This is a genomic window from Halorubrum shenae, from assembly GCF_051194165.1.
In the GTDB taxonomy this organism is placed as follows: domain Archaea; phylum Halobacteriota; class Halobacteria; order Halobacteriales; family Haloferacaceae; genus Halorubrum.
Genome location: NZ_JBLZNI010000005.1, coordinates 201507 through 227308 on the forward strand (window position 1 = coordinate 201507; position 25802 = coordinate 227308).

A 25802-nucleotide genomic window follows, 5' to 3' on the forward strand; every position below is an offset into this window, starting at 1 on the left:
TCTCAGTGTTCGCTGGAGTCGCCTTGAGGCTTTCCCATCCCTTGCCCGCGGAACCGCGTCCCGAGAACGTACACCGCCGTTCCCGCGACGAGGAACCCGATTCCGGTGATCGCGAGGACCGCGACCAGCAGGTCGTCCGTCGGATAGAGCCCGGCGCTGTTGATCAGATAGACGATCGCCGTCCGGACGAAGCTGATCTGCAGCGTCGCCGCGTCGATCAGCGTGAAGCCGATCAGGTACGCGAGGACGGCGGCGAGCGTGGAGAAGACGGTGACGGCCTTGTACAGCCGAAACGGGACGACGATCTCCCGACCGTCCGGACCGATTTGCGGGCCAGTCGGCTCGTCTCGTGGGTCCGTTTCGGTGTCCTCGGTGTCCTTTGCGACCGGATCGCCGGTCCCGTCGAACGTCTGTGCGTCGTCGGTGTCGAGTGGTGGTGACATCGGTAACGGTGACCGCAAAATCGGTGTTCGGCCGTCCCGTTACTTCGGGGGCCGCAGCATGTAGTACCGCCGGTTCAGGTCGTACATGTACCCTTCACGCATCGTCTTCAACACCGCATAGGTGAGGATGCCGCCCAGCACGGGCAGCATGAACGTGAGCGTGAGCAGCAGGTCGAGCGAGATCGGGAAGAAGTTCTGGATCGCGAGCGCCGCGAGCGTGAACGCGAGGATGACGCCCGTCACGCCGACGGCGGCCCAGAACGGCTGCTCGACGGGGCGGCGCGCGCTCCCCTTGTTGAGGAACGGCACGAGTCCGATGACGCCGAAGACGATCCCGTGGGCGACGATGCCGAGGAACTCGTTCGACATGACGATATTGCCGCCAAGCACGGCCAGCTCGGGGTTGAGCGGGTTGAGCTTCAGCAGGCCGAACGACCAGTAGAGGTACCAGTCGGGGAGGATGATCGCCGGCGTCGAACCGGGGTTGGCTGGTTCGCCGAAGTGGGCCGGCATCAGCGCTGCGACGAGGATCATGATCCCGACAAAGAAGCTCGTGATCGCGAAGTTCCGGAGGGTCTCGTGAGGCCACGTCGGGAAGCCGAGCACGTCGCGCTCGACGTACGTCGACTCGGCGCGGAGGTCCTCGTCCTCGCGGCGCGATCGCTCGAAGTACTGGTAGGTGAGCTGTGCGAGCCCTTGCGAGTGCTCCTTGCGCTCAGACCAGGTCGGCGTCTCGTCGTCCGGCGGCACGGTCGCCGGCGGACCGCCGTCCGTGCGCGCTTCCGCGTCGGTGCCTCCGTCCGTCATCGGTGTCTCTTTTTCGGTCATTGGATTAGTGCGGTTCCGCGATGCCCTGCACCCAAACGATGCCGACGTGGAGGGCGATGAGGCCGGTCACCACGAACGGCAGCACGAACACGTGCAGGATGTACATTCTCACGAGCGTCGCCTGTCCGAGCGTGAAGCCGCCGAACAGGAGCTGTGCCGCCCACTCGCCCACGAGGGGCGTCGCGAGCGCCATCTCGACGCCGATCTGTGCCGCCCAGAAGGACAGCTGCTTCCACGGGAGCACGTACCCGGAGAAGCCGAACAGTAGCGTCAGGCCGATGAGGACGATCCCGAGGATCCAGTTGACCTCACGGGGCTCCTTGTAAGAGCCGGTGAAGTACACGCGGAGCATGTGCAGGAACACCGCCGCCACCATGAACTGGGCCGACCAGCGGTGGATCGAGCGGAGCATGTATCCGAACTGGACGTCCTTCATGATCATCACGAGCGAGTCGTACGCGGCCGTCGGGTCGCCCTGTGCGACGGCGCCGGCGGTCGACGGGGCGTAGTAGAACCCCAAGAGCGCGCCCGAGACTGCGGCGACGAGGTACGCGATGATAGAGAGGGAGCCGAGCGAGTACAGGGGGTACCAGTACCAGAACTTGTTGTCGAGGTCGTACTGTTCGGTGTGGCTCTTCGGCATCTGGAGGTTCGCGCGGTAGTACATCGTCTCCAGCAGCTCGAGGTAGTCGACGATGCGGAGCCGCTTGTCGAGCCAGATGAGCGTGGTGAGGAACGCGGTCTCGATGACCGTCAGATCCTGGTTTTTGAGCCACGCGTTGTGGTCCATCTCGTCTTGTTTTTTGAGACTCATTGTCTGATCACTTCTTGTAGTACGGGTAGACGGCGTGTTTGAGCGTCTCGGTCAGGTTGCCGGTGTCGACGCTCGTGCCGTCCTTGTCCTCTTCGCGGATGTAGAGGTCTTCCCACTTGCGACGGCGCTTCTTCACGATCATCACGTCCGGCAGGAACTCCTTGCGGTACAGCAGGAGGATGAACGCGAGGTCGATGAAGATCATCGCCAGTAACGCGCCGGCGAACATGTTTCCGAACTCCGTCGAGGCCCACGCAGACATGAGCCCGTAGACGAACAGCGAGACGAACACGACTTCGATAACCGTGAGGAGCACGATCGCGATCGCGGCGGCGGTGCTCTCTCGTGCGGGCTCGTACCGGTGAATGTCACCGTACGAGGAACCGCCGGAGCTCATTGGGCACCTCCGTGGCCGGTGTGTGCCGACTCACCGTACTTCAGCAGGTAGAAGGTGAACACGAAGGTTAGCGAGATACCGAGTATCGCCGCGATACCGACCCAGTGGGCGTGTAGCGGGACGCCGACGTGGGCGATGTTCTCCGGCCACCCGGTGTTCCCGCCGCCGCCGACCTCCTCGGTTTCGATGTCCTCACCGACGGCGAGGCCGCCGTGCATGCCGACGGCCGCGTGGGGGACGCACTGGTAGTGCGTGATGCCGACATCTTCCTCTGTCACCTCGTACTCGTAGGTGTATCCCTCCTCGCCGACGGCCTCGCCGCTATCGAGACCGGCCGGGCCGCCACCCTCGACCGTCTGGACGTTGTGCGCGCCGCCGTTTCCGGTCCACTCGAACGTGATCACTGTGCCCGGATCGACCCACAGCTTCGTGGCGTCGAACGCGAGCCCGTTATCGCCCGCGCCCACCTGTACGGTCACTTCGCTCTCACCGCGGGCGTCTAGGTACGACCCGAGGTTCCCGCCCGTGACGCCGCTGGGCCAGACCGGTTGTTGTTCCTGTGCGGCGGCCGTCCCGGTCGCTCCGGAACCGACCGCGGCCACGGCGGTCGCACCGCCGGCCGTGCGCACGAATTCCCGCCTTTTCATACACGTTTACTCGGGACGGGGTGCGCTTAAACCCACCGACTGAACCCGTCGACGTGGAGGGGTTTTCAAGGCCTGTATCCCGCGAAATCGGCGGTTCACTCGTCCCGCGTCTCCTCGTTCACGACCCCGCCTTCGACCGGGACGAAGTCGGGCCGTTCCTTCGCCTGCTGGAGGGCCCGCAACCGCTCGCGATACTCCTCCGAACGGAACCGATCGGAGAGCCGTGCGTTCGCGACCATGACGAAGAGCAGCAGGCCGATGAGCAGGAACACGATCCCCATCGCCGGGGCGACGATCGTGTTCAGGTCGGTCACGAACGAGGCGACGAGCAGCGCCGCTCCGGCGAGCACCTGCACGACCGCGATCACCTGGATCATCAGGTTCCCGAACTCGCCCGTGCCCTCCCGGACGGTGTCCGGGTGCGGAAGCGACCAGTCGTCCGGGGGTTCGGGCACGTCGTAGGACTCCATCGACGCGAGCGCGACGATCGGCTCGATATCTCGGAGCACGGTTCCCTGCCCGGTCACCTCGCCCGTCGGTCGGACGATCGCGTACCCCTCGTCTGAGTACACGAGGAGCCGGTCTTCGCCGTCCTCGCGAACGTGTTCCAACACGCCGAACACGTCCCGGCGCGCGATTCGGGACTTCAACTCCGCCTCGGCGCGGCGGAGCAGGCGGTCCCCCGTGATCCACGAGTCCGGATCGAACGCGGCGTCCCACTCCTCCGCGCTCATCCGGGCCATGTCCGAGGGGCCGAAGTCGTCGAAGTCGTACTCCTCGTCGACCCGCTCGCGGAGCGCAGCCAGGTCGTCCGCGTCGTCGGGAGCGTCGACAGGAGCGTCGCCGTCGGACTCGTCCGGCGTCCGGTCCGGTTGTGGCTCCGGATCCGGTTCCCTCGAGGTGTCCTCCATCATGTGAAGGTACGTACTCCGGACGCTAACTGTTTTCGTCTACGGTCGGCGCGACCCGCGGCTCCCGCGGCCACGGATCCCGGGGCTTTACGCGCCGGAGACCCAACTGCGAGTAATGGTCGACGAGTCGATTATCGGGGCGGCGGCCGGGCTGTCGGTGACGGCGAGTCTCCCGTTCCTGCTGTACGGGGCGTGGATCATGATCGACACCGAGACCGTGACGTGGACCGTCCTTATGCGCCACTTGCGGTACATCACCGTCGGGCTGGTGCTCACGACCGTCCCGATCGTCGGGTGGATGATCCCGCGGCTCTTCCTCCATCTGTCCGGGCTCGCCGTGATCCACGCGTTCCTCGGGGTGCAGGCGTACGCGCTGCTGGCGTTCGCGCTCACCGGGATCGTCCGGATCCTACAGGCGAAGCACAACGCGGACGCGTACGAGGACCCCGACGTCGACATCGACGAGATCCACGAGGATATGGGCCACTGGCGCGCGCGGCTTCGAGCCGGCGTGGCCGGGTTCATGATTCTCTGGCTGTGCGCGTGGGTGACCGGGCTCTACCGGCTCTACGCGCTCCACATCGCGCCGATGCTCTGACAGGGCTCGCCGACACCATCAGCGGGAGACGCGTTCCGCGTCGGGCGCAGTCACGACAGCCACAGCAGCGATCAAGTTCGGGAGTGGATGTTGCAGTGTATCGGAGTCGACACCCATATTTAAACAACTGTGAGCGGCTGCGACGTTCGCTTATAAATGAACGTAACGGTGCGGTGGCGCGTGCCTCTGAGCGCCCACCGGGCGCGAGGAGCGCGCGCGAGGGACGCCGCGAGCGCTTTGAAGCGCGAGCGGCGAGGTTGGGGAGGTGTGAGGTTGCGGTGCTGTGCGGGTGGGGCTTTGCAGGTGTTCACCGCAGAGCCGTCTGCCACTTATAAACAGCCGACAGCAACACCACTCGATCACGTATAAACAACCACTCACCCAATTCGATATACTCACTCCCGCCATCGATCAGGAAGCGTCTCTCAGTGACCGGCCGCTTCGGACTGATTCCTGACCACCGGAGAGTGTTTCAACGACGCTTCTGGAGGGAGCCCAGACGCCCGGACGCCCGGACGCCCGGACGCCCGGACGACTTCCAAACCCGGCATCGACCGCACCGACCGACAGGTTCAATCCCGGTTTCGCCGTACTCCCGGTATCGTGGCAGTCACTTTCGACCTGTTCGGGACCCTCGTCGACGTCGAGTACCCGTCCGACCCCGCGGAAATCGTCGCGCGCGAGCTGGAGTCGCGCGGCGTCGAGGTGCCGGACGACTGGCACGTCGCGTACGGCGAGCGACACGTGGACGCCCCGGCGGGCGCCGAGGTCCCGCTCCCCGCTCACGCGGCGCACGCGCTCCGCTCACGCGGCGTTGAGGCCGCGGACAACGTCGTCCGGCACGCCGTCGTCGCGGCGTTCGACCCGGACGTGACCCGGCGTGACGGCGCGCGAGCGGCCGTCCGCGACGTGGCCGCGCAGGGCCCCGTCGGGCTCCTCTCGAACTGCGCGGTGCCGGAGCTGGTCCCCAAGACGCTGATCCGCGCCGGCCTCCGCGGCGAGTTCGACGCGGTCACGACGAGCGTCGGCTGCGGCTGGCGGAAGCCCAATCCGAAGGCGTTCGAGACCGCCGCTGACGCGCTCGGTGTCGCGCCCGCGTCGCTGGTCCACGTCGGCGACGACCCCGCCACCGACGGGGGGATCGAGGACGTCGGCGGCCGCTTCGTCGACGTGACGGAGACGCCTCTCTCGCGGATCGCGGCCGAGCTCGAGGCCGAGCCGTAGCGTCGGTCTTCACCGATCTCGCTCGCGGGCGAGGCGGTCCGCCCACTCCCCGCCGAGACGTCCCTCGGCTCGGAGCTTTTCAAGATGCGCGACGACCGTCGCCCGCGCGAGGTCCGCGACGCCGGTCAGGTCCTTGTTATAGGCGGTGTCGACGACGGCGTCCACGTCGCTCGCGCCGGCCTCGACCGCCGCGAGGACGGATCGCTCGCGGTCAAGCCGGTGGTCGAGTAGGCGATCGCAAGCGACCGCTGGGTCGTCGATCGCGGGTCCATGCCCCGGATAGAGTCGGTCGTAGTCGGCGTCGCGGACGCGTCTGAGGCTGCCGAGGTATCCACGGAGGTCGCCTTCGGGGGCGCCGACCACGACGCTCCCCTCGGCGACGGCGAGGTCGCCACAGAGCAGGGCGCGAGCGTGACCGCCGCCTTCGCGACGCTCCGAAACCGCGAAGGCGACGTGATCCGGCGCGTGGCCGGGCGTCTCGACCGCGCGGACGTCGGTGTTCCCCACCGTCTCTCCGCCTTCGAACGTCCCGTCCGGCTCCACACCGGTCGTGTCCGCGAACCGGCCGAGATGGTCGGCGTGCGCGAACACGGGCGCGCCCGTCGCGTCGGCGTACTCGGCGACCCCGCCGACGTGATCCGGGTGCGTGTGCGTGACCGCGATCGCGTCGACCGCTGTCACCGTCTGGCCAGCAGCGCCCGACTTGTCGACGCCGACGATCGCATCGAACGCGTCGACGCGAGCCGCGGGGTCGACGAGGAGCCCTTGAGCGAGGTACGCGTTCGTCGTCCCGTCGGGCGCGCGGGTGTCGACAGGAACCGCGACGCGGTCGATCGACGATCCCGAGTCCGGTCGGTCCGGCGTCGCCATCGCCTCAGTCCCCGCGTCCGACCGAGGAGCCGTCGCGCCGGTTTAGCAGGGAGCGTGCGGCCGGTCCGGGGCCCGACCCCGCGCGGTCTCGCCCCGGAATCGGTACGTCGACGTCGCCGGCGACGGCGAACCGCGAGAGGTCGGCGACGCCGGAATCGACCTCCTCGATGGCGCCGTACGGGCGCCCGACGACGATATCTCCGGCTTTGCTCCGGTTGATTCCGGGGATCGCGGTCAGTTCGTCCATCGACGCCGCGTTGACGTCGAGCGGGTATGGCACCCCGGTAACCGAGCGATAGCCGTGGTCCGTGATCGCCACGTCGATGGCGGTACCGAGCTCCCGTTCGCCGGGAACGGCGACGAGGAGCGCGTACGTGCCGAGCTGGCGGCCGAACGTCTTGCCGTCTTGGTGGTACTCCAGGTGGAGGTCGGGGAGGACCGTTCCTGGCGGCACGACCCGGTCGAGCATCGGGTTATCGACCGTCTCGCGCACCTCCCGCTTGTACGCCTGGAACTGGTCTTTGTGCTCTTGTGCGATGTCGGCGCCCGTCTCGGCCATCTCCGTGCCGGCGAACGCCATCACCTGCCGGATGTTTATCCGGCGGAGCATGAGCCCCTCGTCGTACACCGTCTGGAGGAACCGCTTGTTGTGTTCGTACGTCTCCGGGCGCTCGCCCGTGAGCCCGTGGACGAGGTTGATTCCGGGCAGGAGCTTCGGCAGCCGCGGGGAGGCGTCCGGCCCGGTCGAGGGGCCGAGCACCCGATCGTCTGGGCCGGGGGTCGTCTCCGGGGTGTCGCCCGGGCGCCAGCCGCCCTCCTCGTTGACGACGCGGACGGCCTCCAGACATTCCTCGGCGGTGACGAGCAGGTTGTTCTGCTCTTGAACCACTGGGTCGGCCGATTCGAGGCCGAAGGCGGCGGTGTCGCCGGGCGTGTTGTGCGCGGCGATGACCCGGATCGCCTCGCGGGAGGCCTCGGGATAGTCGGTGATCGTCACCGGGTTCATGTTGTCGAGGTGGAGCGTCCGGAGGTCGGGCGCAACCTCGCGTATCCCGGTGTACAGCTCTCGGAGGGCGTCGGGGTTGGGCGCCTCGCCGTCGCCGCCGAACGCGAGGATGTCGGCCTGCCGCCCGAGCCGGAAGTGTCTGACTCCCCGGCTCGAGAGCGCGTCGACCTCGTCGACGACCGACCCCGCCTCGCGGAACGCCGGGCTCCCGTACAGCGGCTCCGTGCAGAACGAACACCGATAGGCGCACCCGCGGGAGGTCTCCATCTCGCAGATGAGGTAGTCCGGGTGGTTGGGGTGCTGCTCGACGACGAACGCTCCCTTCTCGGCCCACCGATCGATCTCGGCGTTGTCGCGCATCCGGTTCCCGAACCCCTCTAACCCCTCGCTCACGAGGTCGTACGCGGCCGCCTCCACGTCGCCCATGGCGACGAAGTCGTAGTCGAGGTCGTCGCGCTCGGTCTCCTGTGCGCCCGCGTTCTCCTCGCCGACCCCGAACCGAACGGGACCGCCGAGTAGGGTGACGCCGTCCGCGGTCCACCCCAGTTCTCGGACCTCGTCCGGCTCCGCGGGGGTCCCGCCGACGTACTTGCCGGGGACCGTCATCCCGCCGACGTACACCATGAGGTCCGCGTTCGCGACGTCAGCGTGCTTGCTCCGGTCGTCCCGCAGTTCGTCGATGGTGTGGTAGGTGATCTGCGACTCGGGGACGCCCGCGTCGACGAGCGCGCCGGCCGTGTACCGCGGGTACGTCGAGATGTACGGCGGCACGCCGAAGTGCGCCGGCTCGTCGACGTAGCCGTCGACGACGGTGACGGAGAGGTCGTTCGGGTCGGGCGGGAGCGAGCCCCGGCCCGACGCGGGCGAATCGGTCATGTTGCCCCATCGTAGTCGGCCAAGACGGGAAAAGCGTGCGGAACGCGTGATGCGGGGAGACCGAGGGGGACTTCGAGTCGATCGCTTATAAAGGGCCGCGCGAACCGGGACGCATGTCCTCCGATCCGCCCGCTCGCCGGCAGCAGATCGGACAGTACGTCGCGCTCGACGCGGTCTGCGCGTCCGCCGCGGGACGGTTCCTCGGCGCGGAGCCCCGGCCGGACGACCGCCGCCACGCCGTTTAAGCCCACGCCGACACAAAGACTCCGTATATGCCATCGACGATGGAGGTCAAATGCGAGAGCGACGACTGCGAGCTCGACATGTTCGAGAACCACTACACCTACGACGTGCCCGACGACCACGCGGTCGGGGACCTGTCGTGTCCGTACTGCGGCGGGAGCGACCTCGCCGAGATCGAGGTGTAGCCCGTGAGCGAACTCGTCGAGACCGGCCGGTCAATCGTCCGTCAGGCGCTCGAACGCGTCGGTCGCGGGTGGAGCAAGATGCAGGAGCGGCGCCCGCTTTCACACGACCTCCTCGAGAGCGACGACGCCTACCTCGTCGTCTTCGACGCCCCCGGCGTCCGCGGCGAGGACCTGAACGTGACGTTCCTCGATCACACCGTCGAGGTCGAGCTTGACCGGTTCCGCGACTTCTACGACGGCTACGAGATGTTGTTCCCGGGCCGCGGCGTCTCGCTCTCCGGGAGCGCCGACCTCCCTCACGACGCGAACGTGACGCCCCAGGGCGCGAACGCGACGCTCACGCGGAACGGGACCCTCCAGGTCGAGATTCCGAAGAAGGACGACGGCCGCGACGTGGAAGTAGTGGAAGAAGTGGAAGAAGACGAGACGGACGCCCACGCGACCGACGGCGCCTGACTCCGGCGCCCACTCACTCACCCGACCGGCGCTCCACGGACATTCCCTCCGCGATGTCGAACTCCTCGTCTCCGTCGAACCGGTCGGGGTCGAACGCGTCGATCCACGGAGACGCCGGTTCTCTCGCCTCGATCCCATCGAGCGACGCGAGCACTCCTTCGGCGACGAGTTCGCCGACCGCCGGCGCGCGCATGAATCCGTGGCCCTGCCAGCCGGCGGCGACGAAGACGCGGTCGGCGGGGTCACCGACCGGGCCGACGAGCGGGTCGCCGTCGGGCGTAGCCGTACAGAGGCCGGCCCACGCGCGCTCCACGTCCGGGCCGGTCGGGTCGGCTGCCCAGTCCGGACCGACGACGTCGAGTCGCTCGCGGAGCGTCGCCGAGACCGATTCGACGAACCAGTCGTCGCCCGTCCGGTCGTAGCCGTCGGGGTCGGCCGGGACCGGCTCCGTGCCGTCGCCGGCGAGCAGCCCCGTCGGGTGCGGTCGGAGGTACACGCCCGCTGTCGCGTCGTACACCATCGGCTCGTCGTACACCACCGGCCCGTCGTAGCCCGCTGATCCGGCCTCTCCGCCCGCCGATCCGGCCTCACCGAGCCCCGCCGTCAGCGCCTGCACGCGGTACGGGACTACCGGGACCTCGATCCCCGCCTCGCCGAGGAGGTCGGTGGTGTGCGCGCCGGCGGCGACGACGACGGCGTCGAACCCCCGGCCGGCTCCGCGTCGATCCGCGTCGCCAACCAGGAGTTCGGGACCGTCGCCCGCGAGCGAGACGGGGGTGTCGGTCTGGACGGCAACCCCCTCGCGCCGCGCGCGCTCGCCTGTCGCGGCGACGTAACTCGCGGGATCACACCAGCCGGCGTTTTCGGCCACCGCGGCCGCCGCGAGGTCGCCGGTCGCGATCGGGAACCGCTCGCCGAGCGGCTCGGGGTCGACGACCGAGACGGCGCGACCGTGTGCGCGCATTCGGTCGACCATCGCCGGCACGGCTTCCGCGTCCGCGTCGCCCTCGCGGACGGCGATGACGTAGGGACACGGGGTGAACGAGAATCCGGGGAGCGAGCGGTCGAACGCCCGGAATCGCTCTATCGCGCGGGCGGCCAGTGCGGCGTCGACGTCCTCGGCGTACGCGTCGTACAGCACGCCCGCCGCGCGCCCGGAGCTCCCGGCGCCGAGCGTACTCCGGTCGTACAGCGTCACGTCGGCGCCGCGGGCCGCGAGGTCGGCGGCAGCGGTGACACCGACGGCGCCGCCGCCGACGACCGCGACGGCGGGCGGGGCTCTCGGGTCCGTTCGCGCGGATCGGCTCATGAGTTCGCCTCCCGCGGGACGGGGTTAACCGTGGCGCAGAAATGCGTTCGCGGTGTCCTCTCAGGAGTTGGTCGTGGCGGCCAGACGGCCCCGGTGACACGCGCGTCCCCGGCCACGTTATGAGGCTCGCGCCCGTGTGATCCGTATGAACCAACTCGTCGACGGCGAGTGGCGAACGGACACGTACGAAGCGACCGACGAGGACGGCTCGTTCCAGCGCGGCGACACGACGTTCCGAAACTGGATCGCCGGCAGCGACGTGCCCGACGGCGTTGACGCCGAGCCGGACGAGCGGTTCCAGCCCGAGGCGGGCCGGTATCACCTGTACGTCTCGTACGCCTGCCCGTGGGCGCACCGGATCCTCCTCGCGCGCTCGCTGCTCGGGCTGGAGGACGCGATCGACGTCTCGGTCGTCGACCCGTACCGCGGCGAGGGCGGCTGGCAGTTCTCCCCCGAGAAGGAGGGCTGTACGCCCGACCACCTCCACGGGAGCGACTACCTCCGGGAGTTGTACGTCGAGGCCGATCCCGACGCCACCTGCCGGGTGACCGTCCCCGTGCTGTGGGACACAGAGGAGGAGACGATCGTCAACAACGAGTCCCGCGAGATACTCCGAACCCTCTCGACGGCGTTCGACGACCTCGGCAACGACGTGTCGCTGCTGCCCGCCCCCGACGACGAGGCGACCGTCGCCGACGTCGACGAGGTCATCACCGAGATTTACGAGCCCGTCAACAACGGCGTCTATCGCGCCGGGTTCGCAACGTCGCAGGCGGCCTACGACGAGGCGATCGACGACCTGTTCGGCGCGCTCGACCACTGGAACGACCACCTCGCCGACCGGCGCTTCCTCGTCGGCGACTCGCTGACCGAGGCGGACATCTGCATGTTCACGACGCTGGTCCGATTCGATCAGGTGTACCACACCCACTTCATGTGCAACCGGACGTTCATCCACCAGTACGAGCACCTGTGGCCGTACCTCCGCGACCTCTACCAGACCGAGGGCGTCGCCGAGACCGTGAACATGAGCCACATCAAAGAACACTACTACACGACACACCCGGACGTGACCCCGACGGGAATTATCGCGCGCGGCCCGGACCTTGACTTCGAAGCGGACCACGACCGCGACCGGCTCAGCGGTGAGGCGCCGACGCCGGACGCAGCGGACTGAGTCTACGGCTCGTGACGGCCGTTTTTTCGCGGGAGAGACTCAGCGCGCGCAGAGCACGGCAGCGTCGTCGATCGCAACCGCGTCGCCGTCGACGACCGCTTCGCCCGAGATGAGATCGGTCGGCTCGACCGGTTCGCCTAGCGACACCGACGCGGTGTCGGCGGCGAAATTGAGGACGACGACGTACCGGTGTTCCCCGTCTTCGCGCGCATATGCGACGACCGCGTCGTCCCTACCGTCACCTGCCTCTTCTGCACTGTCGCCCGCCGTGACCTCGTGTGCGACGGGTTCGACGACGCCGTCGCGGAGGGCGGGTATCTCAGCACGGAGCGATGCGAGCGCGCGGTGGAACGCGGTGAGATCGGCGTCGCCGTCATGCCAGCGCATCGGGCCGCGCTGCTCGGGGACGCCGCGCTCCTGCCCGTAGTAGATCATCGGTGCGCCCGGGACGGTGAACGTCGCCGCCGCGGCCGCGCGCAGCGACGGTTCGTCGTACTCGTCGACGTAGCGACTCTCGTCGTGGTTCTCGACGTACCGGAGGTGCACGGCCGAGTCGGGGAAGCCCGCCCACGCCGCGTCGTCGAGCGCGTCGAGGACGGCGTCGGCGGGCTTCTCGCCCGCACCGACGTCGCGGAGCGTCTCGTACAGCGTCGTGTCGTAGTGCATGTGGAACTCGCCCTCGTGGTAGTCCGCGTCCCGCGGGATCGTCTCGTCGAGGAGCAGGAAGTCCTCGGGAACGCGGTCGCGGACTTCCTTCCAGAACGCGTGGGAGACGCCCCACGCGACGTCGCACCGGAAGCCGTCGACGACGTCCGCCCACTCGTCGACCACGTCGAGCATCCACGACCGGACGGCGAGCGAGTCGTAGTTGAGGTTCGGGATGCGCTGCCAGTTGAAGTAGTACTCGGGGATGTCGTCGCCTCCCTCTCGGAGGCTCGCCCACTCCACGTCGACGACGTTGCGCTCGGCGTCGACGCGGCGGAAGTGGTCGGCGTACGCGTCGACGCCCGCCGAGTGCAGCTGAAACGCCGGATGGTCCCGCGAGGTGTGGTTGACGACGAGGTCGAAGACCACCTTGATGTCGGCCTCGTGGCAGCGGTCGACGAGCGACTCGAACGCCTCGCGGGAGCCGAGGTCGTCGGCGGTGTCGAAGTAGTCGGTGATGTGGTAGCCGTGCGTCGTCGGGCTGGCGAGCACGGGAGTCAACCAGAGGCAGTCGACCTCGAGGGACTCGAGGTACTCGACGCGGCGCTCGATCTCGCGGAACGTCGTCGGCAGCGTCTCGCCGGCGAACGAGCGGACGAAGATCTCGTACACCGTCGGGGACTCGGCCCACTCCGGCGGGTCGTTCGGACGCGTGACGGAGACGGCGCCGGAGCCGGTCGCCTCGAGGAGGACGGTGTCACCGATGCTCCGGCGCTCTCCGGCGGTGACGGCGTGGATCCGAGCGCGTTCCGGGAGGGCATCGAGCGACGTACGGAGCTCGCGGGCGTCGACTGCTACGTCGTCGCCGCCGAGGTCGTCACGACCGTCGAGGTAGAACTCGACGGGGAGGTTTCCGTTCGAGTATTCGCTGTCGGGAGCGCTCTTCGGCGTCGCCGTGACCGCGACCTCGTCGCCGTCCACGGTCGCGTCGAGCCGGACGCGAGGGCGGCCCGGCCCGTCGACCTCGACGGTGGTCCTGACGCCCTCCGCGAGGTCGTCGTTCACCGCGAAGGACGCAGCGTGTTCGCCCGGGGGGAGCCGCGCGTCGAGGACGTAGTCGTCGCCGACGCGACGCGGGCGGTCGGTCGCGAGCAGGTGGTTGTTGAACGGACCGCTGACTGAGATAGGCGTCGAGCCGCGTTTCGACTCCAAGAGCGGGAGGTCGTCCGCGGCGATCGAAAACCGCGCGTCGCGCCGCTCGTCGGGGAAGGTGCGAACCGTCAGCTCGTGCGTGCCGTCCGGGGCGTCGAGTTCGACGACGTACGTGCCGGAGACGTCCGGGCGGAAGTGGACGACCGGTCCAGATTCGGTCTCACGGCGTTCGGATTCCGGATGCCCTGCGGGCGTCCCGATCGGGAGCGCCGCACCCGCTTCGAACTCGCTCTCGGCGGGCGCGGCGGCGACCGACCACCGGTACTCCGCGTCGGGGACGGGGTTTCGCGGGGCCAGTTCGACGGATTCGCCGACTGAGACGAAGCGGGGCGGACCGGGATGGTGCATACTGGGGGCGGCGCGTGAGAAGATATCACTGTTGTGTTTCGTCGAAAAACCGGCGACCCACGCGGTCTCACCCTTCCATCCCGCCGAACGAGAGGCCGTCCTCAACGGAGCGCTGCGCCGCGAAGTAGACGATCGCGACGGGGAGCGCGAACAGGTTCGCGAACGCCGCGAAGCGCGTCCACGGCGTCGAGAACCGACCCTCAGTCGCGAGGTTGTACAGCTCGACCGAGAGCGGGTAGTTCTCCGGCGAGAGCAGCGTCTGCGCGATGATGAACTCGTTCCACCCGGCGAGCCAGACGAAGATGAGGACGACGGCGAGCCCCGGCTTCGTCAGCGGGAGGATCACCTCCCGGATCGTGTCCAGGAAGCTCGCGCCGTCGACCATCGCCGCCTCCTCGTAGGAGACGGGGATGTTGTCCATGTACGTCTTCAGCAGCCAGGTGTTGAACGGGATCGCGCCCGCTGCGTAGAACAGCCCGAGGATGAACAGGTTGTTCGTCAGCCCGTACGAGCTGAACAGCGAGTACAGCGCCACGAGCGTCGCGATCGAGAGGCCGGCGCCGATCTGCGTGAAGAGGACGTAGCCGTAGAGGATCCGCTTGCGACCGACGAAGCTCCGCCGCGAGAACGCGTACGCCGCCGGCACGATCATCCCGAAGCCGGCGACGATCGTCACGCTCACGAGATAGAGGCTGTTGAACACGGCGCCGGGGCCGGTCTCGGTCCCGGCCCACCGGAAGCTCAGCAGTCCCTCGCTCCCGCCGAGGACGAGCTGGGGGTACCCCCAGTCGCCGTCGACGAAGAAGAAGTCGGACTCGAAGAACACCCACCGGTACGCGTCGAGGTTGTACGTCGCCGGGTCGGGGAAGATCCCGCTCGTGTTGAACAGCCGAGTCCCCTCGGCGAGCGACGCCGTGAAGATCCAGAACAGCGGGAACAGCAGTATCAGCACCATCGACAGCCCGAAGACGGTCATCAGCACGCTCTTGGCGACGTCCCACGGGGTGCGCTTGCCGGTCCGCAGGTCGTAGATCGCCCGCTGGACCGTCACCACGAGCCGCTTCGGGGCGGTCGCGAGTCCGACGAGCTTCGCGCGGATCAGCGCCAGGACGGCTCCGAGGGCGCTCATTCGTCACCCACCCCCTCGGCGAGGCCGCCGTAGCGCACGGCGGCGTACATGAACACGCCGATGACGGCAATCGCGACGATGAGGATCGCGGCCGAGAGCCCGAACTGGTTGAAGCTGATCGCCTCGCGGTAGCCGTACACGATGATCAGCTCGTTCTTCCGGGACGGGCCGCCCTGGTTGAACACCCACGGGATCAGGAACTGCTGGAACGACGTCGCGCCGGTGAGGATCGACGCGAACAGCACCGGCCGCCTGATCGCGGGCAGCGTCACGGTGCGGAACCGCTGGAGGGGTCCCGCCCCGTCGACCATCGCCGCCTCGTGGAGCTCGCGGGGCACGTCCTGAAGCGCGCTCACGATGATGATCACCATGAACGGGTACGCCAACCACACCTCCGTGGTGACGTACGCGAAGAACGCCTCCCAGCGGCCGCTGAGGAAACCGATCGGGACGTCGAACAGCAGGGCCTCGGGCGCCGACAGCGACGACATGACGCCGTTGTACCGCCCGAGGAGCGTGTTGAACACGCCGAACCGGGCGTCGCTGAACATCCCGCGCCAGACCGTGATCGTGAAGATCCCGGGGAACCCGAGCGGCACGATCACCGCCGCGCGCATGTAGCGCTTCCCGACGACGCGGGCGTGGTTCAACAGGAGGGCGATGCCGACGGCGACGAACACCTTGATCACGAGCGAGACGGCGACAAACAGCCACGTCGTCGACATCGAGGTCCAGAACTGCGAGTCGCCGAGCAGCTGGACGTAGTTGTCCAGCCCGATCAGCTCGGCGCCGCCCCCGATCACCGACCCGGCGAACGTCGCGTTGGTCAGCGAGATGTAAAACAGATAAAAGATCGGGTACAGCATGAAGCTGGAAAACAGGATCACGCCGGGGATGACGAGGAGCAGTCCCCAGTCGCGGTTGGAGAACGGTACCGCCGCTCGGAGCCGCGCCAAGGCGCTCGTGCCGGTACCGGTGTGTGAGGAAGCCATGATGGCTGAGTGAGAGGGCGCTTACAGGTTCTCCCGGATCTCGGAGGCAGCCTGGTCGAGCGCGGGACCGCTCTCCTGATCGTCGTTGAAGACGCGTTCGAGCGCGTCCGTCAACGGGGTCCAGACACTGTTCATGTCCGGATGAGTCGGGATCGGGACGCCACGGTCGACCTGTTTGGCGAACGCCTCGACTTCCGCCGAGAGGTTTCCGTCCTCAACCACGGAGCTGAGCACGGGGATGTACCCCTGCTCCGCCGCGTTGGTCTCGACGATCTCCTCGTTCGTGGTGTACCACTCGGCGAGCCCGGTGGTCGCATCGATCGTCGACTGGTCGGCGTCGTTCAGCATGGCACTGAAGTAGAACGTCTGGATCCCGGAGTAGGTGCGCGGGTCGTTGCCGTCGATCGTCGGCAGCGGCGCGACGCCGAGGTTGTCGATCTCCTCGGAGAGGTTCGCGAGCTCCCAGGGCCCGTTGATCGCGAACGGAGCGGCGCCGTCAGCGAACGCGACGATCTGCGACTCGTAGCCCGGGTCGGCCGGGACGTAGTCCGAGACGGTCTCGAGCGCGTCCATTCCCTGCTTGCAGGCGTCGCTGTCGAGGGTGACCTCCCGGTTCTCCTCGTCGTAGATGTTCCCGCCGTACGCCTGGATGAACCCGCTCACGAAGTACGGGTCGGCGACGGGGTACGAGAGTCCGTACTCGCCGTTGGACGGATTGTGGAACTCGTCCATGACCGAGACCATCTCCTCGAGGGTCTCCGGCGCTCCGTCGACCATGTCCTCGTTGTAATACAGGGCGACAGTCTCGGAGGCGAACGGGAGCCCGTGGAGCGCGCCGTCGTACTGAACAGCCTGCTGTGCGGCCCCGGAGTACTCGTCGAGCGAGACGTCGACGTCGTCGCTCGCGTCGTAGAGGAACGGCGGCTCCTCGCGGACCGCGAACCGACCGACCCAGTCGTGCGCCCAAATCCACGAGTCGGGCCCCTCGCCGGACGGAATGGCGGTCTCGAGCTGCTGGTCGAGGTCGCCGCCGGGCGCTTCTTTGTTGATCGTGTGGCCCATCTCCGACTCGAACTCTTCGACGTACGAGGTTATGGCCTCGTCCTCGCCATCGGAGAGGTCGGTCCACAGCGTCGCCGTTCCTTGACTCCCGCCGTCGGAGCCGTCGGACCCATCGTCACCGTCGGAGCCGTCGGACCCGTCGTCGCCGTCCGACCCGTCAGAGCCGTCGCCGCCCGTGCTAATACAGCCCGCGAGCGCTGCGAGCGCGGTACTTCCTCCCACCGTCTTCAGTAGCGTTCTGCGTTTCTCGTTCATGTGGCTTCAACAAACGATGAATTACATATTCGTACATTTAGTTTTTGGGGTCTGTGGGGAGCCGGCGGCGTCCGCCTCCATCGCGGCGGCCTCGTTGACCAGTACAGTCGATCGCGTCGATACCGTCGAACTCCGCGCGGTCGCGGAACGGACACTCCGCGGATTCACGCCGAAGTCCGGTCTCCGAATATATATAAGATGAGATTATTCCTCATATATCGAAAAAACAGCGAAGAACTAATATGCCGGAAGCACCCTTTGCCAGTAAATGGCAAGAGTAACGCTCGACACGCTCCGGAAGGAGTTCGACCGGGGAACCATCGTCGCCGTCGACGACCTCGACTTGGAGATCGAGAACGGCGAGTTCGTGACCGTCGTCGGGCCGTCGGGCTGCGGGAAGACCACCACGCTGCGGATGGTAGCGGGGCTTGAGGAGCCCACGTCGGGGACCGTCAGCTTCGACGACGAGGATGTCACAGAGATCCACGCGACGGACCGGCCCGTCGCGATGGTGTTCCAGAACTACGCGCTGTACCCCCACAAGACGGTGATGGAGAATATGGCGTTCGGGCTCAAGATGAGCACGGAGATGACGAAAGCGGAGCGTCACGAGCGCGTGACCGAGATGGCCGAGATGATGGGCATCGCGGACCTGCTTGACGACAAGCCGGACGAGCTTTCCGGCGGTCAGAAGCAGCGCGTCGCGCTCGGCCGGGCCATCGCCCGCGAGCCCGAGGTGTTCCTCTTCGACGAGCCGCTTTCGAACCTCGACGCGAAGCTCCGCACCGAGATGCGCGCGGAGATCCAGAAGCTCCAGAAGGAGTTCGGCGTCACGGCGATGTACGTCACCCACGACCAGGAGGAGGCGATGACGATGGGCGACCGCCTCGCCATCCTGAACGACGGGGAACTCCAGCAGGTCGGCGAGCCGACCGAGGTGTACGAGAACCCGGTCAACGAGTTCGTCGCCGGCTTCATCGGCTCCCCCTCGATGAACTTCATCGACGTCGATGTGGAGACCGACGGGACGACGGCGACGATCCGGGACGACGCGTCGGGGCTCGCGCTCGCGCTTACCCGCGACTACGTGGCGGGGCACGACCTCAAAAGCGGTCCGTACACGCTCGGGATCCGCCCCGAAAACATCGGGATCGTCGAGGACCCGGCCGGCGACGAGACGCTCACGGCCACCGTCGAGGTCGTCGAGCCGATCGGATCCGACAACTACGTCCACCTCTCCGTGAACGATGACTTCCTCGCTCGGGCCCCGGCGGACGTCAAGCCCGAGGCCGGCGACGAGGTCGGCGTCGTCTTCGAGGAGGAGCGTATCCACCTGTTCGACGCCGAGACTGGCGAGGACGTCTTCCTGACAGACGAGGAGATCGAGGCTGCGGTCGTCTGATGCGATTACTTATAAACAGTTGATTGGGGGTCGACGGTGAACACCTCCAAAGCCCCAGCCGGGAGGGCGGCGCACGCTCGCTGCGCGCTTCGGTCATTCGCTTCGCTCACTCCCTGCAGTGCTTACGTCGCCTGCGCCGCCCTCCCGACTGCCCCTTTGAGTCCCACCCCGCACCGCAGCCTCACACCACCCCAACCTCGCGGCTCACTTCGTTCGCTGCGTCCCTCGCGCGCCGCCGTTCGCGGCCTTTCGGCCGCTCACGGGCGCGCGCCACCGCGGATCGGTTTATAAATAGTGTCGCCGTCCGACACCGTCCGTCCTACGTCGCCCGCGGCGACAACGGCTTCAAGTGCGCGCTCGTCCCACCGGAGAGTAGCAATGGAGCCGCCGAACATCGAGCGGTTGGACGAGCGCACCGTCCAGCGCATCGCGGCCGGCGAGGTCGTCGAGCGCCCGGCCAGCGTCGTCAAGGAGCTGATCGAGAACAGCCTCGACGCGGGCGCGAGCCGCGTGGCCGTGTCGGTCGAGGCCGGCGGCACCGAGGGAGTCCGCGTCCGCGACGACGGCGTGGGCATCCCCGAGGACCAACTGGAGGCCGCGGTCGCGGAACACGCCACCTCCAAGATCGGCGACATCGGGGACCTCGACCGCGGCGTCGGCACCCTCGGCTTCCGCGGCGAGGCGCTGTACACGGTCGGCGCGGTCTCGCGACTCACCGTCCGGTCGTGCCCGGTGGGCGCCGAGGCGGGCGCAGAGATCACCGTTGATGGCGGCGACGTGGGCAACGTACGCCCCGCCGGCTGCCCCGAGGGCACGACCGTCGAGGTCGACGACCTCTTTTATAACACCCCCGCCCGCAAGAAGTTCCTCAAGCGGACCGCGACCGAGTTCGACCGGATCAACACCGTCGTCACCGGCTACGCGCTCGCCAATCCCGACGTCGCCGTCTCGCTGGAACACGACGGTCGGGAGACGTTCGCGACCGAGGGGAACGGCGACCTCCGGTCGGCCGTTCTCGCCGTCTACGGCCGCGAGGTCGCGGAGGCGATGGTGGACGTGGAGTGGCCGTCGGACGACAGCGGATCGGACGCCGCCGACCCGCCCGCTCGCGCCGACCCGCCCGTTCACGCCGTCACCGGACTCGTCTCCCACCCGGAGACAACCCGGTCGACCCGCGAGTACCTCGCGACCTACGTCAACGGTCGGTACGTCACCGCAAGCGCGCTCCGCGAAGCCGTCATCGACGCGTACGGCGGCCAGCTCGCGCCCGACCGGTACCCCTTCGCGGTGCTCTTCGTCGAGGTCCCGCCCGGCGACGTCGACGTGAACGTCCACCCCCGAAAGCTCGAAGTACGGTTCGACGAGGAGCCGGCGGTGCGCGCCGCGGTCGAGGAGGCGGTGGAGGCGGCGCTGCTCGACCACGGGCTGATCCGCTCGACTGCGCCGCGGGGACAGTCGGCTCCCGATCAGACCGAGATCAGTCCCGAAAGACCCGAGACCGAGGCCATCGGCGGCGCCGGGACCGACCACGAGCGCGCCGCGCTCGGCGGCCGCGAGGGCGGCGACGAGTCCGGTGAGGACCGCGGCCACAGCGACGGTTCCGTCTCCGAATCCGCGTCCGACGCGTCAGACGCGTCAGACGCGTCCGAACTGGACCCCACGGACGACGACGCGTGGGCGGTCGGCGACGTTGGCTCGGACGCCGCCGCCGATCCCGTCGCCCCCGCGTCCGACCGTCCCTCACCCCGGAGCTGGCAGTCGGACCCGGGCGAGGTCGAGGGGAGTGCGGGAAACGACGATGGCGACGGTTCCGAGAGCGCTGACGCCGTGGGAACCTTCGACGCCGACGCCGCAGCGGACCCCGCCGCCGGTGCGCCGAGCGAACGACGAGAGCCGCCGGCCGAATCGCGCGCGTCCGCGACCGCCCAGCGGACCCTCGACGGCGAGGCGACGAGCGCGGAGCGCACCTACGACTCGCTCCCGCCGCTGCGGGTGCTCGGGCAGCTCCACGAGACGTACGTCGTCGCGGAGGCGCCCGACGGGCTCGTGTTGATCGACCAGCACGCCGCCGACGAGCGGGTGAACTACGAGCGCCTGCAGGCCGCCTTCGGCGACGGCGCCGACGCGCAGGCGCTCGCCGAGCCCGTCCGGATCGAGCTCACCGCGCGGGAGGCGGCGCTGTTCGAGGAGTTCGTCGAGGACCTCGCGAGAGTCGGGTTCCGCGCCGAGCGCGCGGGAGAGCGCGAGGTCATCGTCGAGTCGGTCCCGGCGGTGTTCGACGCCGCGTTCGATCCGGGGCTCGTCCGGGACGTGCTCTCCGCACTCGTCGGCGACGCGACCGCGGGCGACGAGCCGGTGACGGACGTGGTCGACGAGCTGCTCGCGGACCTGGCGTGTTACCCGTCCGTGACCGGGAACACCTCGCTGACGGAGGGGTCGGTCGTCGACCTGCTCGACCGGCTCGACGGCTGCGAGAACCCGTACGCCTGCCCGCACGGCCGGCCGGTCGTGATCCGGCTCGACCGCGACGAGATCGGGTCCCGGTTCGAGCGCGACTACCCCGGCCACGCCGGCCGGCGTGCGGAGTGAGACCGCCGACCCGTCGACTCGGCCCACCGACGGAGCCGAATCGCCGTCGCGACGACGCCCGCTATCGTGTGTGATAATATTACACCGGTAACTTATCTACTTCATCACGAACATAATTCTATGCGAATTGCAGGAGTAAGAGGCAGCTACGGTCTGAAACTGGGGCTCGGATACGTCGCCACAGGGGCGTTCGTCGTCACCGTCGGGCTGGTAACCGGTGAGGTCAACGCGACGATCGTGGCGGCCGTGGCCGGGCTCCTCACGTTAGGGTCGATCAACGCGGCGGAGACCGTCGCCAGCGTCACCGAAATCGGCGCACAGACGCGCCGCGTCACGGAGGGAAACATCGACAGAGAGGTCCGGTCCACCCGGACTGACGAGTTCGGCCGGCTCGCGGGATCGATAGAAGAGATGCGGGTCTCGCTGAAGTCCCGGCTGGCGGAGATGGAACGCGTCCAGGAAGAAGCGGAAGAGGCGCGGACGGAAGCGACCGAGATGGCCGAACAGTACCGTACGACCGCGGAACGGTACGGGAACGTGATGGAGCAGGCCGCCACGGGCGACCTCACGCAGCGGGTGGACGTCGACGCGGAGAACGAGGCGTTGGCGACGGTCGGCGAGTCGTTCAACCGAATGATGGACGACCTCGAAGACACGGTCGTGACGGTGACGGAGATGGCCGACCGGATAGAGACCGACGCGGGCGAGATGGCCGCGATGAGCAACGAGGTCGAACAACGCGTCGGCGGGGCGGTCGAGTCGGCCTCGGCGATCAGGACGCAGGCGCAGGACCAGCGCGAGGAACTGGGTTCGATCGCCTCGGATGTCGAGAACGTCAGCGCCTCGGCCGAGGAGATCGCGGCCACGGTCGACGACCTCTCCGCCCGGAGCGAGGAGGTCACGACGGCCAGCAGCGACGCCCGCGAGTCTTCGCGGGCCGCCCTCGACGAGATGGCCGAAGTGGAGGCCGAGGCGGAGCAGGCCGTCGATCGCGTCGAGCAGCTCAGAGAGGAGATGGGCGAGATCACCGAGATCGTCGACATCATCGGCGGGATCGCGGAGCAGACGAACTTGCTGGCGCTGAACGCCTCGATAGAGGCCGCCCGCGCCGGAGGCGACATGGACGGGGGCGGATTCAACGTGGTCGCCGAGGAGGTGAAGAGCCTCGCGGAGGAGACCCAGTCCCGGGCCAACGAGATCGATACCATGATCAACGAGATCGCCGACCAGACCGAGGACGTGACGGTGTCGATCCGCTCGACGCAGGAGCGGGTCCAGACCGGCACCGACACCGTGGAGTCGACGCTGACCGACATCGAGACGATCGCCGACTCCGTCGACGAGATCAACCGTTCGCTCGAGGAGATCCGCCGTACCACCTCCCAGCAGGCCGACACGGTTCAGGACACTGCCGGCTCCGTCGACGAGATCACGGACCTCAGCACGGAGACCGCCGAGACCGCGACCGAGACGGCCGAAGAGGTCCGAGAGGGACAGGAGGTCGTGGAAGGCGTGTCCGACTCGTTACGGGAGTTCCAGCAAGACGCCGTCAGCACGCTTCAGGACCGCGTCGCGGCGTTCACCATCGAGAAAGGCGGTGCGAAAAGCGGGCGGAGCCCCGCCGGGGCGACGCCACCGCGAGCGACGACGGACGGGGGTGACAGATAATGAACCCCATCACGGTCGCGTACACGGCGGCGGCGGCCGCCTTCCTCGTCGGTGTGGGGATCACGGCGGCGCTGTACGTCAGCCTCGGAACCTCGGCTGACCGCCGCCGCCTGGCCGCGCTGGCGATCATCCCCGGCTTCGCCGGGATCTCGTACGTCGCCATGGCGCTCGGGATCGGTACGGTCACGGTTAACGGGACGGAGTTCGTCGGATTCCGGTACATCGACTGGGTCATCACCACGCCGCTTCTGGTCGGCTTCGTCGGGTACGTCGCCGGCGCCTCTCGTCGCACCATCGCGGCCGTGATGATCGCCGACGCGCTGATGATCGCGTTCGGCGCCGCGGGGGTCATCGCTGGGGGGACGACGAAGTGGATCTTGTTCGGGGTTTCCTCGCTGTTCCACGTCTCGCTGTTCGGGTACCTCTACGTCGTGTTCCCGCGGTCCGTCCCCGACGACCCGATGCAGCAGGGATTGTTCAGCCTCCTGAAAAACCACATCGGCCTGCTGTGGCTAGCGTACCCGTTCGTCTGGCTGATGGGTCCGGAAGGTATCGGCTTCGCCGGTGCGGTCGGGATCGCGCTCACCTACGCCTTCCTCGATGTGCTGGCGAAGGTGCCGTACGTGTACTTCTTCTACGCGCGTCGGCAGGCGTTCATGGATATCGGGACCACCGAGCCGACCGGCGAGCGAACCCCCGTGGCGGCCGACTAACCCGGACCGACATCGCCCGCCCTCGAAGGACCGACCTCACAGACTGAGAGAGGTACGCTTTAGGCGGGCCCCGTGGACCCACGCGTATGGAACGCGTAGCGATCATCGGCGCGTCGATGACCCGGTTCGGGCAGCGGGACGCCTGGGTGCGCGAGCTGCTGGCCGAGGCGGGCGCGGCCGCGCTCGACGACGCCGGAATCGACGGTGACGACCTCGATCACCTGTACGTTTCGAACATGGCCAGCGGTGAGTTCGAAGGGCAGACCGGCGTCCCGAACGCGCTCGCCCACGATCTGGCGGCCACTCCGGCGTACACCGCTCGGATCGATCAGACCTCCTCGTCGGGGGGCGCGGGCGTGTACGCCGCGTGGCAGTCGATCGCTTCCGGGGCGAGCGACCTCACGATGTTAGTCGGCGGCGAGAAGATGACCCACCGGACGACCGCGGAGGCGACCGACGTGATCGCGTCGCTCACCCACCCGGTCGAGTACAAACAGGGCGTCACGCTTCCCTCCTTCGCGGGCCTCACCGCACGCCTCTACCTCGATACGTACGACGCGCCCCGCGAGAGCCTCGGGAAAGTGGCAGTGAAGAACCACAAGAACGGCGTGGACAACCCCCACGCCCAGTTCCAGAAGGAGGTGGACCTCGACACCGTCCTCGAGTCCCCGATAGTCGCCGACCCGCTCCGACTGTACGACTTCTGTCCGATCACGGACGGCTCCGCCGCGCTCGTGTTTTGCCCGGAGTCGGTCGCCGAGGAGTACGTTCCCGAAGACGAGTACGCGGTCGTCTCGGGGATCGGGGGTGCGACCGACACCCACGTCGTCCACGAGCGCGCGGACCCGACGACGATGGGGGGCGTCGCCGACTCCTCCGACATCGCCTACGAGATGGCTGGAATCGGGCCGGACGACGTCGACGTGGCGGAGCTGCATGACATGTTCACCATCCTCGAGTTCCTCCAGAGCGAGGACCTCGGCTTCTTCGAGAAGGGCGAGGGCTGGAAGGCGGTCGAGGAGGGCGTCACCGACCGCGACGGCGAGCTCCCGATCAACACCTCCGGCGGGCTCAAATCGAAGGGCCACCCCCTCGGCGCCAGCGGCGTCGCACAGGTGTACGAGATATTTAAACAAGTTACCGGCGCCGCCGGTCCGCGGCAGGTTGAGGCCGACACGGGGCTCGCCTGCAACGTCGGCGGGTTCGGGAACTGCGTGACCACGACGATCTTGGAGGGCAGCCAATGAGCGAACACGAGACGACCGACGACGCGATCGACACCGGCGATCAGGGGAACAGCGCCGAACAGACCTTCGAGGCCGCCGAGTACGCGGACGGGGCCGTCACCTACCCGCCCCACACCGTGAGTCCGAACGGCGCCGAGCGCGTCGGGACGGTCGACCTCCGGGAGTACGAAGGGAACGTCCTCACGTGGACCACCTCGACGGCGACGCCGCCGGGCGTCCGCGAGCCCAACACCCTCGCAATCGTCGAGTTCGACATGGACGACGAGTACGACGGTCCGGCGGTCCGCGCACTTGGCCAAGTCGCTGACCGAGAGGACGAAAGCGGGGAGACCTTCGACGTCGACATCGGCGACCGCGTCGAGCCCGTCTACGCCGACGAACTCCGCGAGGCGGGCGCCGGGATCCGCGAGCCGGAGAGCCAGGACTGGGACGGGTTCCGGTTCCGGCCTGTCGAGGAGTAGCCGCGAGGGTTTTTCGCTTTTATCGGCGGACAAGGCGAATACCCCGAGGCTTGACCTCGGGGATGAAGCCGACAACTCGTGATACAAACCACTAA

Annotated in this window: 25 protein-coding genes; 12 read left to right on the forward strand and 13 right to left on the reverse strand. The window is 68.0% G+C overall.

The window, feature by feature from the left end; genetic code table 11:
- Positions 1-2: 2 nt before the first annotated feature.
- From ACNS88_RS08575 to ACNS88_RS08600, 6 genes are all read right to left on the reverse strand, one after another.
- Positions 3-443: a DUF7315 family membrane protein gene (locus ACNS88_RS08575; protein WP_435095840.1), complete on the reverse strand. Its 441-nt coding sequence runs from the start codon at positions 441-443 to the stop codon at positions 3-5.
- Positions 444-482: 39 nt separating this feature from the next.
- Positions 483-1271 carry a cytochrome b family protein gene (locus ACNS88_RS08580; RefSeq protein ID WP_435095843.1) on the reverse strand — a complete coding sequence of 263 codons (789 nt, stop codon included), beginning with the start codon at positions 1269-1271 and terminating at the stop codon, positions 483-485.
- A gap of 4 nt (positions 1272-1275) precedes the next feature.
- On the reverse strand, positions 1276-2085 hold the full coding sequence (locus ACNS88_RS08585; protein WP_435095846.1) for a cytochrome b: 810 nt from the start codon (positions 2083-2085) through the stop codon (positions 1276-1278).
- A 7-nt stretch (positions 2086-2092) separates the two neighbouring features.
- Positions 2093-2482 carry a DUF7318 family protein gene (locus tag ACNS88_RS08590; protein ID WP_435095849.1) on the reverse strand — a complete coding sequence of 130 codons (390 nt, stop codon included), beginning with the start codon at positions 2480-2482 and terminating at the stop codon, positions 2093-2095.
- The gene (locus ACNS88_RS08595) at positions 2479-3129 is read right to left on the reverse strand and encodes a plastocyanin/azurin family copper-binding protein (RefSeq protein WP_435095852.1); all 651 of its coding nucleotides are present in this window, start codon (positions 3127-3129) and stop codon (positions 2479-2481) included. Before ACNS88_RS08595 ends, ACNS88_RS08590 begins: the two co-directional genes overlap by 4 nt.
- A gap of 95 nt (positions 3130-3224) precedes the next feature.
- The gene (locus ACNS88_RS08600; RefSeq protein WP_435095948.1) at positions 3225-4040 is read right to left on the reverse strand and encodes a DUF7319 domain-containing protein; all 816 of its coding nucleotides are present in this window, start codon (positions 4038-4040) and stop codon (positions 3225-3227) included.
- A 115-nt stretch (positions 4041-4155) separates the two neighbouring features.
- Here ACNS88_RS08600 and ACNS88_RS08605 point away from each other — a divergent pair, with 115 nt between their 5' ends.
- Positions 4156-4638 carry a DUF7321 family protein gene (locus ACNS88_RS08605; RefSeq protein WP_435095855.1) on the forward strand — a complete coding sequence of 161 codons (483 nt, stop codon included), beginning with the start codon at positions 4156-4158 and terminating at the stop codon, positions 4636-4638.
- A gap of 603 nt (positions 4639-5241) precedes the next feature.
- A complete protein-coding gene (locus ACNS88_RS08610; protein WP_435095858.1) occupies positions 5242-5862 on the forward strand; it encodes an HAD family hydrolase in 621 nt (206 codons plus the stop codon).
- A gap of 9 nt (positions 5863-5871) precedes the next feature.
- On the opposite strand, the gene ACNS88_RS08615 is transcribed toward ACNS88_RS08610, so the two are convergent.
- Positions 5872-6732 carry an MBL fold metallo-hydrolase gene (locus ACNS88_RS08615; RefSeq protein WP_435095861.1) on the reverse strand — a complete coding sequence of 287 codons (861 nt, stop codon included), beginning with the start codon at positions 6730-6732 and terminating at the stop codon, positions 5872-5874.
- 4 nt (positions 6733-6736) lie between these two features.
- Complete coding sequence (locus tag ACNS88_RS08620; RefSeq protein WP_435095885.1) at positions 6737-8614, reverse strand: radical SAM protein; 1878 nt, start codon at positions 8612-8614, stop codon at positions 6737-6739.
- A gap of 113 nt (positions 8615-8727) precedes the next feature.
- Between ACNS88_RS08620 and ACNS88_RS08625 the strand changes: the two genes are divergently transcribed.
- From ACNS88_RS08625 to ACNS88_RS08635, 3 genes are read left to right on the forward strand one after another with little or no spacing between them, the layout of a single operon-like run.
- Positions 8728-8859 (forward strand): hypothetical protein, encoded by a 132-nt coding sequence (locus ACNS88_RS08625; protein WP_435095888.1) that lies wholly within the window; start codon positions 8728-8730, stop codon positions 8857-8859.
- A 27-nt stretch (positions 8860-8886) separates the two neighbouring features.
- A complete protein-coding gene (locus tag ACNS88_RS08630; protein WP_435072988.1) occupies positions 8887-9042 on the forward strand; it encodes a DUF7559 family protein in 156 nt (51 codons plus the stop codon).
- 3 nt (positions 9043-9045) lie between these two features.
- Positions 9046-9498 carry an Hsp20/alpha crystallin family protein gene (locus ACNS88_RS08635; RefSeq protein WP_435095891.1) on the forward strand — a complete coding sequence of 151 codons (453 nt, stop codon included), beginning with the start codon at positions 9046-9048 and terminating at the stop codon, positions 9496-9498.
- A 13-nt stretch (positions 9499-9511) separates the two neighbouring features.
- Here ACNS88_RS08635 and ACNS88_RS08640 read toward each other — a convergent pair whose 3' ends face one another.
- A complete protein-coding gene (locus ACNS88_RS08640) occupies positions 9512-10807 on the reverse strand; it encodes an NAD(P)/FAD-dependent oxidoreductase (protein WP_435095894.1) in 1296 nt (431 codons plus the stop codon).
- 145 nt (positions 10808-10952) lie between these two features.
- Between ACNS88_RS08640 and ACNS88_RS08645 the strand changes: the two genes are divergently transcribed.
- Complete coding sequence (locus tag ACNS88_RS08645) at positions 10953-11984, forward strand: glutathione S-transferase family protein (protein ID WP_435095897.1); 1032 nt, start codon at positions 10953-10955, stop codon at positions 11982-11984.
- 39 nt (positions 11985-12023) lie between these two features.
- Here the strand turns inward: ACNS88_RS08645 and ACNS88_RS08650 are convergent, their stop codons facing one another.
- The 4 genes from ACNS88_RS08650 to ACNS88_RS08665 all read right to left on the reverse strand — a co-directional run bounded on the left by ACNS88_RS08650 (position 12024) and on the right by ACNS88_RS08665 (position 17627).
- Positions 12024-14189, reverse strand: a complete 2166-nt coding sequence (locus ACNS88_RS08650) for an alpha-amylase family glycosyl hydrolase (RefSeq protein ID WP_435095900.1) — start codon at positions 14187-14189, stop codon at positions 12024-12026.
- A 67-nt stretch (positions 14190-14256) separates the two neighbouring features.
- Entirely contained in the window at positions 14257-15318 is a 1062-nt protein-coding gene (locus ACNS88_RS08655; RefSeq protein ID WP_435095903.1) for a sugar ABC transporter permease, read from the reverse strand.
- Entirely contained in the window at positions 15315-16310 is a 996-nt protein-coding gene (locus ACNS88_RS08660) for a carbohydrate ABC transporter permease (RefSeq protein ID WP_435095906.1), read from the reverse strand. Before ACNS88_RS08660 ends, ACNS88_RS08655 begins: the two co-directional genes overlap by 4 nt.
- A gap of 21 nt (positions 16311-16331) precedes the next feature.
- Entirely contained in the window at positions 16332-17627 is a 1296-nt protein-coding gene (locus ACNS88_RS08665; protein ID WP_435095909.1) for an extracellular solute-binding protein, read from the reverse strand.
- 268 nt (positions 17628-17895) lie between these two features.
- On the opposite strand from ACNS88_RS08665, the gene ACNS88_RS08670 reads away from it, so the two are divergent.
- The 6 genes from ACNS88_RS08670 (at position 17896) to ACNS88_RS08695 (ending at position 25707) form a co-directional block, all read left to right on the forward strand.
- Positions 17896-19029 carry an ABC transporter ATP-binding protein gene (locus ACNS88_RS08670; RefSeq protein WP_435095912.1) on the forward strand — a complete coding sequence of 378 codons (1134 nt, stop codon included), beginning with the start codon at positions 17896-17898 and terminating at the stop codon, positions 19027-19029.
- A 378-nt stretch (positions 19030-19407) separates the two neighbouring features.
- Positions 19408-21618 (forward strand): DNA mismatch repair endonuclease MutL, encoded by a 2211-nt coding sequence (gene mutL / locus ACNS88_RS08675; RefSeq protein WP_435095915.1) that lies wholly within the window; start codon positions 19408-19410, stop codon positions 21616-21618.
- Between the two features lie 120 nt (positions 21619-21738).
- Positions 21739-23286: a methyl-accepting chemotaxis protein gene (locus ACNS88_RS08680; protein ID WP_435095918.1), complete on the forward strand. Its 1548-nt coding sequence runs from the start codon at positions 21739-21741 to the stop codon at positions 23284-23286.
- A complete protein-coding gene (locus tag ACNS88_RS08685) occupies positions 23286-23999 on the forward strand; it encodes a bacteriorhodopsin (RefSeq protein WP_435095921.1) in 714 nt (237 codons plus the stop codon). The genes ACNS88_RS08680 and ACNS88_RS08685 overlap by 1 nt, the downstream gene beginning before the upstream one ends.
- 86 nt (positions 24000-24085) lie before the next feature.
- Complete coding sequence (locus tag ACNS88_RS08690; RefSeq protein WP_435095924.1) at positions 24086-25246, forward strand: thiolase family protein; 1161 nt, start codon at positions 24086-24088, stop codon at positions 25244-25246.
- A complete protein-coding gene (locus tag ACNS88_RS08695; protein ID WP_435095927.1) occupies positions 25243-25707 on the forward strand; it encodes a Zn-ribbon domain-containing OB-fold protein in 465 nt (154 codons plus the stop codon). Before ACNS88_RS08690 ends, ACNS88_RS08695 begins: the two co-directional genes overlap by 4 nt.
- The last annotated feature ends 95 nt before the right edge of the window (positions 25708-25802 follow it).

Excerpts from the sequence above, each read along its gene's own strand:
- ACNS88_RS08590 (WP_435095849.1), bottom strand. The coding sequence starts at position 2,482 with ATGAGCTCCGGCGGTTCCTCGTACGGTGACATTCACCGGTACGAGCCC.
- ACNS88_RS08625 (WP_435095888.1), top strand. The coding sequence starts at position 8,728 with ATGTCCTCCGATCCGCCCGCTCGCCGGCAGCAGATCGGACAGTACGTC.
- ACNS88_RS08690 (WP_435095924.1), top strand. The coding sequence starts at position 24,086 with ATGGAACGCGTAGCGATCATCGGCGCGTCGATGACCCGGTTCGGGCAG.
- ACNS88_RS08575 (WP_435095840.1), bottom strand. The coding sequence starts at position 443 with ATGTCACCACCACTCGACACCGACGACGCACAGACGTTCGACGGGACC.
- ACNS88_RS08655 (WP_435095903.1), bottom strand. The coding sequence starts at position 15,318 with ATGAGCGCCCTCGGAGCCGTCCTGGCGCTGATCCGCGCGAAGCTCGTC.
- ACNS88_RS08640 (WP_435095894.1), bottom strand. The coding sequence starts at position 10,807 with ATGAGCCGATCCGCGCGAACGGACCCGAGAGCCCCGCCCGCCGTCGCG.
- ACNS88_RS08615 (WP_435095861.1), bottom strand. The coding sequence starts at position 6,732 with ATGGCGACGCCGGACCGACCGGACTCGGGATCGTCGATCGACCGCGTC.
- ACNS88_RS08620 (WP_435095885.1), bottom strand. The coding sequence starts at position 8,614 with ATGACCGATTCGCCCGCGTCGGGCCGGGGCTCGCTCCCGCCCGACCCG.
- ACNS88_RS08660 (WP_435095906.1), bottom strand. The coding sequence starts at position 16,310 with ATGGCTTCCTCACACACCGGTACCGGCACGAGCGCCTTGGCGCGGCTC.
- ACNS88_RS08665 (WP_435095909.1), bottom strand. The coding sequence starts at position 17,627 with ATGAACGAGAAACGCAGAACGCTACTGAAGACGGTGGGAGGAAGTACC.
- ACNS88_RS08595 (WP_435095852.1), bottom strand. The coding sequence starts at position 3,129 with ATGAAAAGGCGGGAATTCGTGCGCACGGCCGGCGGTGCGACCGCCGTG.
- mutL (WP_435095915.1), top strand. The coding sequence starts at position 19,408 with ATGGAGCCGCCGAACATCGAGCGGTTGGACGAGCGCACCGTCCAGCGC.
- ACNS88_RS08605 (WP_435095855.1), top strand. The coding sequence starts at position 4,156 with ATGGTCGACGAGTCGATTATCGGGGCGGCGGCCGGGCTGTCGGTGACG.
- ACNS88_RS08680 (WP_435095918.1), top strand. The coding sequence starts at position 21,739 with ATGCGAATTGCAGGAGTAAGAGGCAGCTACGGTCTGAAACTGGGGCTC.
- ACNS88_RS08600 (WP_435095948.1), bottom strand. The coding sequence starts at position 4,040 with ATGGAGGACACCTCGAGGGAACCGGATCCGGAGCCACAACCGGACCGG.
- ACNS88_RS08630 (WP_435072988.1), top strand. The coding sequence starts at position 8,887 with ATGCCATCGACGATGGAGGTCAAATGCGAGAGCGACGACTGCGAGCTC.
- ACNS88_RS08580 (WP_435095843.1), bottom strand. The coding sequence starts at position 1,271 with ATGACCGAAAAAGAGACACCGATGACGGACGGAGGCACCGACGCGGAA.
- ACNS88_RS08685 (WP_435095921.1), top strand. The coding sequence starts at position 23,286 with ATGAACCCCATCACGGTCGCGTACACGGCGGCGGCGGCCGCCTTCCTC.
- ACNS88_RS08670 (WP_435095912.1), top strand. The coding sequence starts at position 17,896 with ATGGCAAGAGTAACGCTCGACACGCTCCGGAAGGAGTTCGACCGGGGA.
- ACNS88_RS08650 (WP_435095900.1), bottom strand. The coding sequence starts at position 14,189 with ATGCACCATCCCGGTCCGCCCCGCTTCGTCTCAGTCGGCGAATCCGTC.
- ACNS88_RS08585 (WP_435095846.1), bottom strand. The coding sequence starts at position 2,085 with ATGAGTCTCAAAAAACAAGACGAGATGGACCACAACGCGTGGCTCAAA.
- ACNS88_RS08645 (WP_435095897.1), top strand. The coding sequence starts at position 10,953 with ATGAACCAACTCGTCGACGGCGAGTGGCGAACGGACACGTACGAAGCG.
- ACNS88_RS08695 (WP_435095927.1), top strand. The coding sequence starts at position 25,243 with ATGAGCGAACACGAGACGACCGACGACGCGATCGACACCGGCGATCAG.